The sequence below is a fragment of the Martinezella lusitana genome, assembly GCF_010668395.1.
In the GTDB taxonomy this organism is placed as follows: domain Bacteria; phylum Pseudomonadota; class Alphaproteobacteria; order Rhizobiales; family Rhizobiaceae; genus Rhizobium; species Rhizobium lusitanum_A.
Map to the genome: position 1 here is coordinate 124413 of NZ_WUEY01000003.1, position 13527 is coordinate 137939.

11 protein-coding genes are annotated in these 13527 nt (G+C 60.1%); 2 read left to right on the forward strand and 9 right to left on the reverse strand.

Features of this window, described 5'->3' with window-relative positions:
* Window positions 1-4 precede the first annotated feature (4 nt).
* From GR212_RS07510 to GR212_RS07535, 6 genes are all read right to left on the reverse strand, one after another.
* Window positions 5-1387 (reverse strand): pyruvate dehydrogenase complex E1 component subunit beta, encoded by a 1383-nt coding sequence (locus tag GR212_RS07510; RefSeq protein WP_163985855.1) that lies wholly within the window; start codon window positions 1385-1387, stop codon window positions 5-7.
* Window positions 1388-1405: 18 nt separating this feature from the next.
* Window positions 1406-2449 (reverse strand): pyruvate dehydrogenase (acetyl-transferring) E1 component subunit alpha, encoded by a 1044-nt coding sequence (pdhA, locus tag GR212_RS07515; RefSeq protein ID WP_163985856.1) that lies wholly within the window; start codon window positions 2447-2449, stop codon window positions 1406-1408.
* Between the two features lie 157 nt (window positions 2450-2606).
* On the reverse strand, window positions 2607-2918 hold the full coding sequence (locus GR212_RS07520; RefSeq protein ID WP_163985857.1) for an FtsB family cell division protein: 312 nt from the start codon (window positions 2916-2918) through the stop codon (window positions 2607-2609).
* 221 nt (window positions 2919-3139) lie between these two features.
* Entirely contained in the window at window positions 3140-4414 is a 1275-nt protein-coding gene (eno, locus tag GR212_RS07525) for a phosphopyruvate hydratase (RefSeq protein WP_163985858.1), read from the reverse strand.
* Window positions 4415-4566: 152 nt separating this feature from the next.
* Entirely contained in the window at window positions 4567-5406 is an 840-nt protein-coding gene (kdsA, locus tag GR212_RS07530; protein ID WP_163985859.1) for a 3-deoxy-8-phosphooctulonate synthase, read from the reverse strand.
* On the reverse strand, window positions 5403-6290 hold the full coding sequence (locus tag GR212_RS07535; protein ID WP_163985860.1) for a VOC family protein: 888 nt from the start codon (window positions 6288-6290) through the stop codon (window positions 5403-5405). Before GR212_RS07535 ends, kdsA begins: the two co-directional genes overlap by 4 nt.
* A gap of 419 nt (window positions 6291-6709) precedes the next feature.
* Here GR212_RS07535 and lexA point away from each other — a divergent pair, with 419 nt between their 5' ends.
* Window positions 6710-7432 carry a transcriptional repressor LexA gene (gene lexA / locus GR212_RS07540; RefSeq protein ID WP_163985861.1) on the forward strand — a complete coding sequence of 241 codons (723 nt, stop codon included), beginning with the start codon at window positions 6710-6712 and terminating at the stop codon, window positions 7430-7432.
* On the opposite strand, the gene GR212_RS07545 is transcribed toward lexA, so the two are convergent.
* Window positions 7413-9869: a ComEC/Rec2 family competence protein gene (locus GR212_RS07545; RefSeq protein WP_432444355.1), complete on the reverse strand. Its 2457-nt coding sequence runs from the start codon at window positions 9867-9869 to the stop codon at window positions 7413-7415. The genes lexA and GR212_RS07545 overlap by 20 nt on opposite strands.
* Before the next feature lie 281 nt (window positions 9870-10150).
* Here GR212_RS07545 and gltA point away from each other — a divergent pair, with 281 nt between their 5' ends.
* Window positions 10151-11440 (forward strand): citrate synthase, encoded by a 1290-nt coding sequence (gene gltA, locus GR212_RS07550; protein WP_163985862.1) that lies wholly within the window; start codon window positions 10151-10153, stop codon window positions 11438-11440.
* A 27-nt stretch (window positions 11441-11467) separates the two neighbouring features.
* On the opposite strand, the gene lpxB is transcribed toward gltA, so the two are convergent.
* On the reverse strand, window positions 11468-12649 hold the full coding sequence (gene lpxB, locus GR212_RS07555; protein ID WP_163985863.1) for a lipid-A-disaccharide synthase: 1182 nt from the start codon (window positions 12647-12649) through the stop codon (window positions 11468-11470).
* Window positions 12646-13527 carry a UDP-2,3-diacylglucosamine diphosphatase LpxI domain-containing protein gene (locus GR212_RS07560; protein ID WP_163985864.1) on the reverse strand — a complete coding sequence of 294 codons (882 nt, stop codon included), beginning with the start codon at window positions 13525-13527 and terminating at the stop codon, window positions 12646-12648. Before GR212_RS07560 ends, lpxB begins: the two co-directional genes overlap by 4 nt.

Consider the following 13527-nt stretch of genomic DNA (forward strand, 5'->3'; position numbering starts at 1 on the left):
CCCCTTATTTGTAGCAAACGGCCTTCACCGCATCGACCACTTCGGCGACGCTTGGAAGCGCCAGCTTTTCGAGGTTGGCGGCGTATGGCATCGGTACGTCCTTGCCGGCAATCGTCAGGATCGGCGCGTCGAGATAGTCGAAGGCCTGCTGCATGACGCGCGTGGCGATTTCCGTGCCGACGGAGGACTGCGGATAGCCTTCCTCGACGGTCACCAGACGGCCGGTCTTCTTGACGGATTCGATCACCGCCGGAAGATCCATCGGGCGGATGGTGCGCAGGTCGATAAGTTCGACATCGATGCCCTGGGCTTCGAGCTCGGCGACCGCCTTGGTGGCATAAGTCATGCCGATGCCGAAGGAGACGACCGTGACGTCCTTGCCCGGACGATGGATGCGGGCCTTGCCGATCGGCACCGTGAAATTATCGAGCTTCGGCACGTCGAAGTGCTGGCCGTAGAGAATTTCGTTCTCGAGGAAGATGACCGGGTTCGGATCGCGGATAGCCGACTTCAGCAGGCCCTTGGCGTCGGCTGCCGTGTAGGGCATGACGACCTTGAGGCCGGGGATCTGGCTGTACCAGGCGGCGTAGTCCTGGCTGTGCTGAGCGCCGACGCGGGCAGCAGCACCGTTCGGACCGCGGAAGACGATCGGAGCACCCATCTGGCCGCCGGACATATAGAGCGTCTTGGCGGCGGAGTTGATGATCTGGTCGATCGCCTGCATGGCGAAGTTGAAGGTCATGAATTCGACGATCGGGCGAAGACCGGCCATGGCGGCGCCGACGCCGATACCGGCAAAACCATGCTCGGTGATCGGGGTATCGACAACGCGGCGGGCCCCGAATTCCTGCAGCAGGCCCTGGGTCACCTTGTAGGCGCCCTGATATTCGGCCACTTCCTCACCCATGACGAAGACGTCCGGGTTGGAGCGCATTTCCTCGGCCATGGCGTCGCGCAGCGCTTCGCGCACCGTCATCGACACCATTTCCGTACCGGCCGGAATTTCCGGATCGGCGGGAGCCGCAACCTTCGGCTGGGCCGGAACCGGCGCGGCCGCGGGCGCCGGAGCGGCGGCAGGGGCCTCGGCCTTTGCCGGCTCGGCAGCGGGCGCTGCCTTGGCGGACGAAATGGCGTCGGCCGATTCGCCATCCTGCAGCAGGATGGCGATCTTGGCGTTGACCTTTACGCCTTCAGTACCGGCCTCGACCAGCAGCTTGCCGATGACGCCTTCGTCGACGGCTTCCACTTCCATGGTGGCCTTGTCGGTTTCGATTTCGGCAATGACATCACCGGAAACGACCTTGTCGCCTTCCTTCTTGAGCCATTTCGAAAGTGTACCCTCTTCCATGGTCGGAGAAAGGGCGGGCATGAGAATGTCGATGGGCATGGATCGTCCCTCCCCGATTTAGAGCAGAATGTCGGTGTAGAGCTCGGATGCATCCGGCTCCGGATCGTTCTGGGCGAAATCGGCGCTGTCGGCGACGATGTCGCGGACATCCTTGTCGATATCCTTCAGATCGTCCTCGGTCGCCCAGCCCTTTTCGAGAAGGCGAACACGAACCTGCTCGATCGGGTCATGCTCGGAGCGCATCTTCTGCACTTCGTCCTTGGAACGGTACTTGGCCGGGTCGGACATGGAGTGACCGCGATACCGGTAGGTCAGCATTTCCAGGATGATCGGGCCCTTGCCGGAACGGCAGTGCGCAACGGCTTCATCGGCCGCGGCCTTGACGGCGCGAACGTCCATGCCATCCACCTGGATGCCGGGAATGCCGAAGGAAGCGCCGCGCTTGGAGAAATCGGCCTGCGCGGTGGCGCGCGCGGTCGAGGTGCCCATGGCATAGCGGTTGTTCTCGATCACGAAGATGACCGGCAGCTTCCACAGCTGCGCCATGTTAAAGCTTTCGTAGACCTGGCCCTGGTTGGCAGCGCCGTCGCCGAAATAGGCGACACTGACATTGTCATTGCCGCGATACCAGTTGGCAAAGCCGAGACCGGTGCCGAGAGAGACCTGCGCGCCGACGATGCCATGGCCGCCGTAGAAATTCTTTTCCTTGGAGAACATGTGCATGGAGCCGCCCTTCCCTCGGGAATAGCCGCCCTGGCGTCCGGTCAGCTCGGCCATGACGCCGCGCGCGCTCATGCCGGTTGCCAGCATGTGTCCGTGGTCGCGATAGCCGGTGATGATCTGATCGCCGTCCTTCAGCGCCAGCTGCATGCCGACGACGACAGCTTCCTGGCCGATGTAGAGATGACAGAAGCCGCCGATGAAGCCCATGCCGTAAAGCTGGCCGGCCTTTTCTTCGAAGCGGCGGATGAGAAGCATCTCACGATAAGCCTTCAGCTCCGCATCACGATCGAAATCCGCGATCGGACCGCCATTGGTTTCCTTGGCAGGCCTTGATGCTGTCTTACGGCTGGAAACGGTCGCGTTTTTTCGCGGCGCCATTCAACCCTCCCTATGTGAGTAGCCTCGTTTTACAATGAGGCTTAACATAGGCAAGATTGTTCGCCACAGCAATGCTATAATTGCATGGCTCATATTCTTTGCAAGCTACTGAAATAACTTAAGAAAAATCGATTAACCAGAATTCGGTTAATTGTGACTATTTGTTGAATATGACGATTTCGTTCGCCTTGGAATAGGTCAGCTGATAGCGCGCATATTGGTCGAGCATATCCTTGTCCAAAGAACCATCGCTCAGCAAAGCGACCTCTTTTTCAAGGTGCTCGCGCTTTGCCACAAGATCGGCCAGCTCCTTGCTACGGTCGATGCGGCGCTGTTCGAAAACCTCGGTCGCCTTCAGGCCGTAGTCGCCATGAATGCAATGATAGCCGAAGTAACTCACAAAAGCGATGGTAATGGCGGGAAGAACGAGACGGCCGAACCTTCTCTTCTTATGATACTTTGTCCACATACTCGCTCGAAACGCCCTGGCTTAGGCAACCTCGCCCCAAAGCCAATGTCGCTTCGAAGAAGATCGCGTCAAATCAAACACCTAGGACCAACTTAACCGGCAGAGATTAACCGTCCGTTGACTCTAACTGCACGGCCCAACAAAAAACCGCGCCCTGAGGCGCGGTTCGATTTCAGCGACGAATATGTCCGCAGATCCAATGGGATCCCACGGATCAGGCATCAGGCGCGCAGGATGGAGCGGCCGGCATATTTTGCCTGCGGGCCAAGCGCTTCCTCGATGCGGATGAGCTGGTTGTACTTGGCGAGACGGTCGGAGCGCGACAGCGAGCCGGTTTTGATCTGGCCGCAGTTGGTGGCAACGGCGAGATCGGCGATCGTGGAATCTTCCGTTTCGCCCGAGCGGTGCGACATGACGGCCGTGTAGTTCGCCTTGTGCGCGGTTTCCACCGCATCCAGCGTTTCCGTCAGCGAGCCGATCTGGTTGACCTTGACGAGGATCGAATTGGCAACGCCCATACGGATACCGTCGCGCAGACGAGCGGAGTTGGTGACGAACAAGTCGTCGCCGACAAGCTGGGTCTTCTTGCCGATCAGATCGGTCAGTATCTTCCAGCCTTCCCAATCGTCTTCGGCCATGCCGTCCTCGATCGAAACGATCGGGTACTTGGCGGCGAGTTCGGCGAGGTATTCAGCCATCGCGCCGGATTCGAGCGTGCGGCCTTCGCCTTCCAGCACGTACTTACCGTCCTTGAAGAATTCGGTGGAGGCGCAATCAAGGCCGAGGGCGATTTCTTCACCCGGCTTGTAGCCAGCCTTTTCGATCGACTTCATGATGAAGTCGAGAGCGGCCGGGGCGCTGGAAAGGCCCGGTGCAAAGCCACCCTCGTCGCCGACGTTGGTGTTGTGGCCCTGCGAAGCCAGTTCCTTCTTGAGGACGTGGAAGACTTCCGAACCCATGCGGACGGCTTCGCGGATCGAATCTGCACCGATCGGCAGGATCATGAATTCCTGGAAATCGATCGGATTGTCGGCATGGGCGCCGCCGTTGATGATGTTCATCATCGGGACCGGCAGGAGACGGGCATGAGCGCCGCCGACATAGCGGTAGAGCGGCAGGTTGGCGCTCTGGGCAGCGGCCTTGGCGACGGCAAGCGAGACGCCGAGGATGGCGTTGGCACCGAGGCGCGACTTGTTCGGCGTGCCATCCAGCTCGATCATGATGTTGTCGAGCTGGATCTGGTTTTCGGCGTCCATGCCGCCGATCGCATCGAAGATTTCCGAATTGACGGCTTCGACAGCCTTCTCGACGCCCTTGCCATGGTAGCGCTTGCCGCCATCGCGAAGCTCGACGGCTTCATGCGCGCCGGTCGACGCGCCCGACGGAACCGCCGCGCGGCCCATGCTGCCGTCTTCGAGGTAGACATCGACTTCGACAGTCGGATTGCCACGGCTGTCGAGAATCTCGCGGGCGATAATGTCGGTGATTGCGGTCATGATAGCTTCCTGCTCGCTGGTTTATAAATCGATTTAAATCGTCTTAATCGAAGGCGTGGAAATTACAATGGCGATCCACGCCCCCGAGGTAGGGCACTCCAGCAGGCCGCGTAGCGCAAATTCATGTCAGCCTGTTGAATGCCTGATATTTATCAGCCCTTGGCGATAGCGTCGAAGGCCAGAAGCTTCTCCAGAAGGCGCGGCATGTCCTTCAGATAGACCATGTTCGGGCCATCCGACGGCGCATTGTCGGGGTCTTCGTGGGTCTCGACAAAAACACCGGCAACGCCGACGGCGACGGCGGCGCGCGCCAGCGTCTCGACGAATCGGCGATCGCCACCGGAGGAGCCGCCCTGTCCGCCGGGCTGCTGCACGGAATGCGTCGCATCGAAAATGACCGGCGCGCCCATGGCCGCCATGATCGGCAGCGAGCGCATGTCGGAGACCAGGGTGTTGTAGCCGAAGGAGGCACCGCGCTCGCACAGGAGAATGTTCGGATTGCCGCTGTCATTGAGCTTGGCAAGGACGTTCTTCATGTCCCAGGGCGCAAGGAACTGCCCCTTCTTGACGTTGACGACGCGGCCGGTCTTGGCGGCGGCGACCAGCAGGTCGGTCTGGCGCGACAGGAAGGCCGGGATCTGCAGGATATCGACCGTCTTGGAAACGATGGCGCACTGCTCTTCGGTATGAATGTCGGTCAAAACCGGAAAGCCGTATTCCTTCTTGAGGTCGGCAAAGACCTCCAGCGCCGTTTCCAGGCCGATGCCACGCTTGCCGGACAGCGATGTGCGGTTGGCCTTGTCGAAGGAGGATTTGTACACAAGGCCGATGCCGAGCTTGCCGCAAAGCTCCTTCAGGACGCCGGCGATCATGAAAGCGTGGTCGCGGCTTTCCATCTGGCAGGGGCCGGCGATCAGCGACAGCTTGGCGGTGTTGGAAAAGAGGACCTTGGAGGCACCCTCGCCGACGGTCACTTCGGAATTCGTGCTCATGCTATCTCCTCGAAGGCGAACAGTGCGCCCTGCCCGGGCGCCAGCCTCGCCAATAGACGATTGTTCTTACGCGTGTAGGTGACGCCGTTAGCAGCGAAATGCGACGATGTCACGGAAAGATCGCGCGTTTTGAAAAGGATTGCGCGCGCCCTGAGCCCAGGATCGTCAGTGCGAACAGGCAAATCGTAGAACGCTTCCATTCCTTCCGGCGTCAGGATCTCGAGCTCGGCATTGGCGGTTTCGATCGTCAAGCCGAAGGAATGCTCCGAAATTCGCGGGCCGCCGACGACCTCCTCGAAAAAGGCGCGATATGCCTCCGGTTTCGATGCGGAAAGCACGACCCGCGCAATGCCGCTCACACCGTTTTCATGACGCTCGAGCACGCTGCGGTCCGCCGGCAACGGATTGATGCGCTGGCAGCAGAAAGCCAGAAAATCCGGCGCGCGCAGATCAGCCGCGAAGGCGAGGCGAAAGCCGGCCGTCGTTTCGGTTCCGTCCGGCATCTTCATGGGCCGGGAGAAATCCAGCATCCGCCCGGCGGAGATCGCGCCCGCCTTGAAGCGCGCGTCATCCGCAACGGCGTCGTCCGTGCCGAAGACCATGGCGGAAAAGCCATCTTCGCCGACACGGAAACGATAGGCCTGATCGCGCGCAACGAAGACATTCCCGTCGGCAACGCTCGTCTCGCACTGCTCCTGCGACGCCACGCCCAAAGGTTCGAGATAGGTCTTGTCGGCCAGGAAGACGCAGGCATTCTCCGTGCCGAAAGGATGGCGGGCGTCCGGGGCTACCGTAAAACCGAGCTTGCCGAGACGTTCGCGCGCCAGAGCGATGTTGACGGTCGGCAGCACGAGATGATCCAGCGGATGCGGCAACGGCGCCATGCTTTCTCCTTTTCCCTACGGCAGCAGATTTGCGCCCATCCATCATCGAATTCAAGACGGAAGCAAGAGACCGGGAGATAGGGCGACACCGATGGAACGCAATCTCGCAAACGTGATTGCTGATTCTATTCTGTAGCTGGCTTACCCGGCGTAATATCCCGTTCGTCGACGCGGGAGACACCTTGGTCAAGCGAAAGTGTCCTAAACGGCGCAACTTCAAAATTATCAATATTTATCAATATGTTAAAACAGAAACAACCCATTGGCGCTTTCAGTCGGTTCATTCGACAGTGGTAATTATTTAATCGTCCGAACAAGGCTTTACCGAAATTTAAGTACTTGCGGAACACATATGGAACATATAGTGTCCGTTCTGGATTTGTTTCACGACTTTTTCTTGATTCTGGGGTTCCAAGACGATGTTGACGCGCAAGCAGCAGGAACTGCTTCTCTTCATTCACGAACGCATGAAGGAATCCGGCGTTCCGCCATCTTTCGACGAGATGAAGGATGCGCTGGATCTGGCATCCAAGTCCGGCATTCACCGTCTGATTACGGCACTGGAGGAGCGGGGCTTCATCCGCCGGCTGCCGAATCGGGCGAGAGCGCTGGAGGTGATAAAGCTGCCGGAGGCCTATAATCCGAGCCTGCAGCCGCGACGCGGCTTCTCGCCCAGTATCATCGAAGGCAGCCTCGGCAAGCCTCAGCCGGTCGCACCGCCCGCCCCGGCAAAGATCGCCAATGACGATCACAACGGTTCGGCATCGGTTCCGGTCATGGGGCGCATCGCCGCCGGTGTTCCGATTTCCGCCATCCAGAACAATACCCACGATATTACCGTTCCCGCCGATATGCTCGGCTCAGGCGAGCACTACGCGCTTGAAGTCAGGGGGGATTCGATGATCGACGCGGGTATTTTCGACGGCGACACCGTCATCATCCGCAATTCGACGACAGCCAGCCCCGGCGACATCGTTGTTGCTCTCGTCGACGACGAGGAAGCGACGCTGAAGCGCTTCCGCCGCAAGGGTGCCTCCATCGCGCTGGAAGCCGCCAACCCGGCCTATGAAACCCGCATTTTCGGGCCGGACCGCGTCAAGGTGCAAGGTAAGCTCGTCGGCCTCATTCGGCGCTATCACTGAGCGGTGACGCCGGCTGGATTGGCGCGCCGAATTTGTCGGTGCGCCAATCGTAGGTTCGATGCCGCGTCCATGGTCGTCGCGGATTCTCGAACGCAGCGGAAACGACGGGCTTGTCGCCTGTGAATGCCATTTCGATGGATCCGGTTTGCCGCAATGTCGCGCCGGTTATCAGCATCGCCCCGGAGCGGCAATGATCCAGCCGCAAGCGGATCGGTGTCACGACGATGTTTGCCGTATCGCGAGCCGGCGGCAAATAGGCTGCGTTTTCTATGGTGACGAGCATGGCGCCGTCTTCGAGCATCGCCACGCACCATGCGCCTTTCTGGCAGGCGAAGCTTCCCTGCATCGTCCGGTCAAGCGCGTCTTCCATTGCCTTGCGGACCGCGTTCTGCTCCTCAGTGCTTAATCGCCGATGACGATCGGTCTTGCTGATTTGTGGAAGCCGGCTGTCGCGAGGAAGGATGGTGGGCGGCTGATGTTCGGTTGCAACCAGCGCCTTTTGCCATTGTTCGAAGATGAAGGCCTGCGGCCGTTCGCGATTGGTCGCCAGTATGTCATCCTGTCGCAAGGCGACCAGAACCCCATCCTCCGAGATCATCAGATCCGGCTTCGGCACGCCGGGACCGAATGCCGCCGCGCCAACGGATAAGAGCGACAATAGCAGGCCCAGGTGGCGAAGCCGGGTTCGCAACATGCTCATGATCAGGAAGCCGGCAATGAATGTCGGCATCAGCCATGCGGGCTGGCGGCCGAAGGTGATGTCACCTCCCCAGCCAGCCACGGTTTTGGCGATCGCTATGACGAGCTCCAGTCCCTCGCCGGTGACCTTCCAGAAAGGACCATCAAGACCGAGAGGCATGAGCAGCATCGCCGCCATACCAAACGGCATGACGACGAAGGAGACGACCGGCATGGCCGCGAGGTTGGCGGCAAGACCATATGTCGCCAACCGGTGAAAATGCTCGATCGAGAATATGGCTGTCGATGCACCGCCGATGAATGAAGTCGACAACACGCCGCCGAAGAAGCGGGAGACGAACAATAGCGGGCTTAACAGGCGGACGCGGGAGAAGATGGTTTCGCGATGTCGTCGCCGCTTCCATAGCGAATAGCCCGATACCAGCGCCAGCGTTGCGGCGTAGGACATCTGAAAGCTCGGGCCGAGCACCTGAGACGGCGAGAGTATGAGAATGACGATCGCGGATAGCGCCACGTTGCGAAGGCTGATCGACGGTCGATCGAGCAGTACGGCAACCAGCATGATCGCCATCATGATGAATGCGCGCTCGGCGGATACGCCGAAACCGGAAACGAGGTAATAGGCCGTCACTGTCACAAGCGCACCGAGGGCCGCAAACTTCTTTGTCGGCCAGGCCTGTACGACGCCGGGAAACAGGCTGAACAAATAGCGCAGGCCGACATAGAAGATCCCGGCCGACAGCGCCATGTTCAGACCGGAAATGGCGACGATATGGGTGAGGCCGGCAATTCTCAACGCCTCGGTCGTATCCTTCGAGATCGCACGTCTCTCATCGGTGACAAGTGCGGCGGCAAAAGCACCCGTATCGCCTGGCAAGGTCGCCCTGATCCTGTCGCCTATGCTATTGCGCAGCCCCGCAAGCCAGATATCAGCGGCGTCGAGCATCGACTCCCGCACTTTGTCATCAAGTGGTGACAGCAATTTCGGTGCGCCATAGGCAAAGCCGTTTGCGCCGATACCGTTGAAATAGGAGCTGAAGGCGAAATCGTTGAGGCCGGGCAAGGCGGGCCCGGCCGGAGGCGTCAGGCGCGCCCTGCCCTGGATTCGGTCTCCGAGTTCGAACGGCTGCGCCTGTTTGCGCACGAAGATCGTGACCCTTTCCGGTGAGCGGCGAATGGCGGGCTTTTCCGTCGCCTCGACGCGGACGACATAGCGCCAGCGGCCATCGTCATAGGATTCACGTCGCTCGACCTGGCCGGTAACGGTCGTCGTCACGGACGAGTCGAGCATTGTCGTGGAAACCCGCCAGCTTTCCCATTGCGCCAAAGCCATGCCCAGGCAAATGAGCATTGCCGCAAAGAGCAGATGGCGAAGCAGCCTGCCGCTTTCCCGTCCGAATACAAAGCCGCCGGCAAAGACAAGAAAGCCCGCGGCGACTGCTTGCGGTGGCGGGTCGCTGCCAGCCTTGAACCAGAAGATCGCCCCGAGGCCCATATAGATCGGAGCGAACAGTATGGCACGCCCATACGCGGCCTCTTCTTCGACCAGGCTGAGGACGCCGAGTCGACTGCGGTTCAGGATCAAAAGCAGGCGGGATGTCAGCGGTGCCCGATCCTGCGTCCGCTCCCGATGTCGCGCTTTGGTACGGGAGACGATCGTGGCAATAGCGCGGCGAGGCTGCGGAGGCGCAGCAACATCCCGGCCCTCCTGCTGCTCCGATGCCTCTAAATTAGGCACTCACTGCCGCCCCCGCGCAAAACTACAGCTTTCGCGCGATTTTTGCCGTCACCGCACAGTGATTTCAACCGAAATCGGCATGAGCACGGCTAAATTGGGCCGGTTTCCTGGCGCACCATGTTTATCGACACTGATGCAGTGCCCAAAAGTTGATACTGCAATGCACAATTCGGCATTAGGATAACTTGGCATTAGGCTCTGGATCATATAGCTAGTCGGTAGTCGCTTAACCTTTTGGCGCTTTTTATGGCGTCAATCCCGCCAAATCTTGGAGGATCAGCATGACGGAACAAAGCGCGAAACTAACTTGGGGTGAAAAGACGGTGGACCTGCCGGTGAAGACCGGAACCATCGGCCCAAGTGTCATTGATATTGGTGCCCTTTATAAGAACACCTCCACTTTCACTTACGATCCTGGCTTCACCTCGACCGCGTCCTGTGAGTCCAGCATCACTTATATTGATGGCGACGAAGGCGTTCTGCTGCATCGCGGCTATCCGATCGATCAGCTGGCCGAACACGGCGATTTCCTCGAAGTATGCTACCTCCTTCTCTACGGCGAACTGCCGACGGCAGCGCAGAAGAAGGACTTCGATCACCGCGTGACCCACCACACGATGGTGCATGAGCAGATGTCGCGCTTCTTCACGGGCTTCCGTCGCGACGCGCATCCGATGGCCGTCATGTGCGGCTGCGTCGGCGCACTCTCGGCTTTCTATCACGACTCGACCGACATCACTGATCCGCACCAGCGCATGGTCGCAAGCCTGCGCATGATCGCCAAGATGCCGACGCTCGCCGCCATGGCCTACAAGTACCATATCGGCCAGCCCTTCGTTTATCCGAAGAACGATCTGGACTACGCGTCGAACTTCCTGCGCATGTGCTTTGCCGTTCCGTGCGAGGACTATGTGGTGAACCCGGTGCTTGCCCGCGCCATGGACCGCATCTTCATCCTGCATGCCGATCACGAGCAGAATGCGTCGACCTCGACTGTTCGTCTGGCGGGCTCTTCGGGCGCCAATCCGTTCGCCTGTATCGCTGCAGGCATCGCCTGCCTCTGGGGCCCGGCTCACGGCGGCGCGAACGAAGCGGCGCTCAACATGCTGAACGAAATCGGCACCGTCGACCGCATCCCGGAATTCATCGCCCGCGCCAAGGACAAGAACGACCCGTTCCGCCTGATGGGCTTCGGTCATCGCGTCTACAAGAACTACGATCCGCGCGCCAAGATCATGCAGAAGACGGCGCACGAGGTTCTCGGCGAACTCGGCATCAAGGACGATCCGTTGCTCGACATCGCAATCGAGCTGGAGCGCATCGCTCTGACCGATGAATATTTCATCGAGAAGAAGCTCTACCCGAACGTCGACTTCTACTCCGGCATCACGCTGAAGGCGCTGGGCTTCCCCACGACCATGTTCACCGTTCTGTTCGCTCTCGCCCGCACCGTCGGCTGGATCGCTCAGTGGAACGAGATGATCGAAGATCCGCATCAGCGCATCGGCCGTCCGCGCCAGCTCTACACGGGCGCACCGCTGCGCGAATACGTGCCGGTTTCCAAGCGCTAAGCTTTGGTATCGAAACAAAAAAACCGGTCAGAGATGACCGGTTTTTTTATGGGCGAGAACATCCAGAACAATTTGCGCCGCCTTGTCGCCGGGCGGCTCCTCGGTCTGCATTCGCTGCCAGACCAGATCATAGCCCGTCAGCATTGCCCTGCGCTCGGGAGTGTCGCTCGACAGGCGCTCCATGTAGCGGGCGAGCAGGCCGGGTCGCAACACATCGTTGATGAGTTCCGGCACAACGGCATAATCGGCAATCAGGTTCGGCAAGGCCGCCGACCATACCTTGATGCGCGACATCACGAATCTGGCCAACCACTCCGTCTTGTAGGTCGAAACCACGGGAACACTGGCAAGCCCCAGTTCCAGGATCACCGTGCCCGACGCAGCCATGGCAGCATCCGCCTGCGCGAAGGCATTCCACTTTGCATTCTGGCCGACCAGGATTTCAGGCTTGACGCCCCAGTTTTCGAGAAGCGAGCGTACCAGAGCTTCCTGCTTCGGCACGGTCGGCAGCAGGTAGCGAACATTATCATTTCGCCGACTAAGCTCTTTGGTAGCCTGCTCAAAAACCGGCAGAAGCTGGCGGATCTCCGAAGCGCGCGAGCCTGGGAGAAGAAGAACCGTCATCTGGGCATCGACCGCCTTTTCACCGCGCAAGGCGCGCTGTCGGCGCGTCTCCAGCAGATCGGTATCCACCGTCAGGCGATGGCCGACATAGGTCGTTGCCGGACCACCCAAACGCTGCATGGCTTCCGGCTCAAAAGGGAGTACGGCCAGCACATGATCGACATAGGCGAGCATCTTCTGCGCGCGATATTCCTTCCATGCCCAGACGCTAGGGCAGACATAGTTGACGATCGGGAGACCAGGCAGCGCCTTGCGCACCCGCTTCGCTACGCGATGGGTAAAATCGGGGCTATCGATGATCAGAAGTACGTCGGGCTTGGCGGAGATAATGGCATCAGCCGTCTGCCGGATGCGGGCAAGCAGCTTCGGCAGCCGCTTGATAACCTGGATGAAACCCATGATCGAAAGCTCAGAGTAGTCGAAAAGCGAGCGCAAGCCTTGCGCTTCCAACGCCTCGCCGCCGACGCCCACCAGCTCGACAGGCCCATTATAGCGCCGCTTCAGGGAAGCGACGAGATCGCCGCCCAGCAGATCGCCGGAAACCTCTCCCGCGACGACGGCAAGCTTCAAGGCGGCGCTGCTCACATGAAGCCCTCCGCGCTGAGGCCACGATCGATACCGCAGACGAAAATTTCAGCGTCATCGGCCGCTTTAATCACAGCCTCACGGTCGAGGACCAGCGCCCGGCCCGCCTCCACCGCGACACCGGCAAGACCGGCCTTCTTGGCGTTCAGCACGGTCGAGACGCCGATAGAAGGCAGATCGGCGCGCACATCCTGCTGCGGTTTGCAGAGCTTCACCAGCACGCCGCGCCGACGGGTCGATATACGGCCCTCTTCGCGCAGGCCGGCAACACGCTCGATCATCTTGTCCGTGCCTTCCGCGCCTTCCAGTGCGACGACACGGCCGCCGACGCTGACGGCACCCTGCCCGACATCAAGCAATCCCAGCGCATCGGCGGCCTTCGCCCCTTGCGCGATATCACGCAAATCCTCGGAGGACGGCGACAGCCTGCCGAGCGGTCCGGTGGTCGCCAGCAGATCGGGCGCAATCTCATGCGCTCCAACGACGCGGACGCCGCCGGCTTCGATCAGACGGATGACCATCTGCAGCACGGCGTTGTCACCGCCGGAAAGAAGCGTGCGAATGGTCAGGGGCAATTCCTTGATCACGCGCCACGTCGGATGAATCTCGCGCCAAGGCGGGCGGCGGGCGACACCGCCAGACATGACGACGCGGTCAACGCCATGGCGCCGGAACGTCGCTTCAAGGCCGGCAAAATTGCCGACACCGAGATTGGCGTGATCGAAAGCGGACCAATCTCGGTCCGCTTCGTTCGTCAGTGCGATAATAACCGGATTCTCGCCGGCCTGACGGGCGGCCTCGGCGACATAGACAGGCAAGAAGCCACTGCCTGCGATGATCGCCAGCCTGCCTTTGCCGTTTTGGCCGGCCGAAACCAC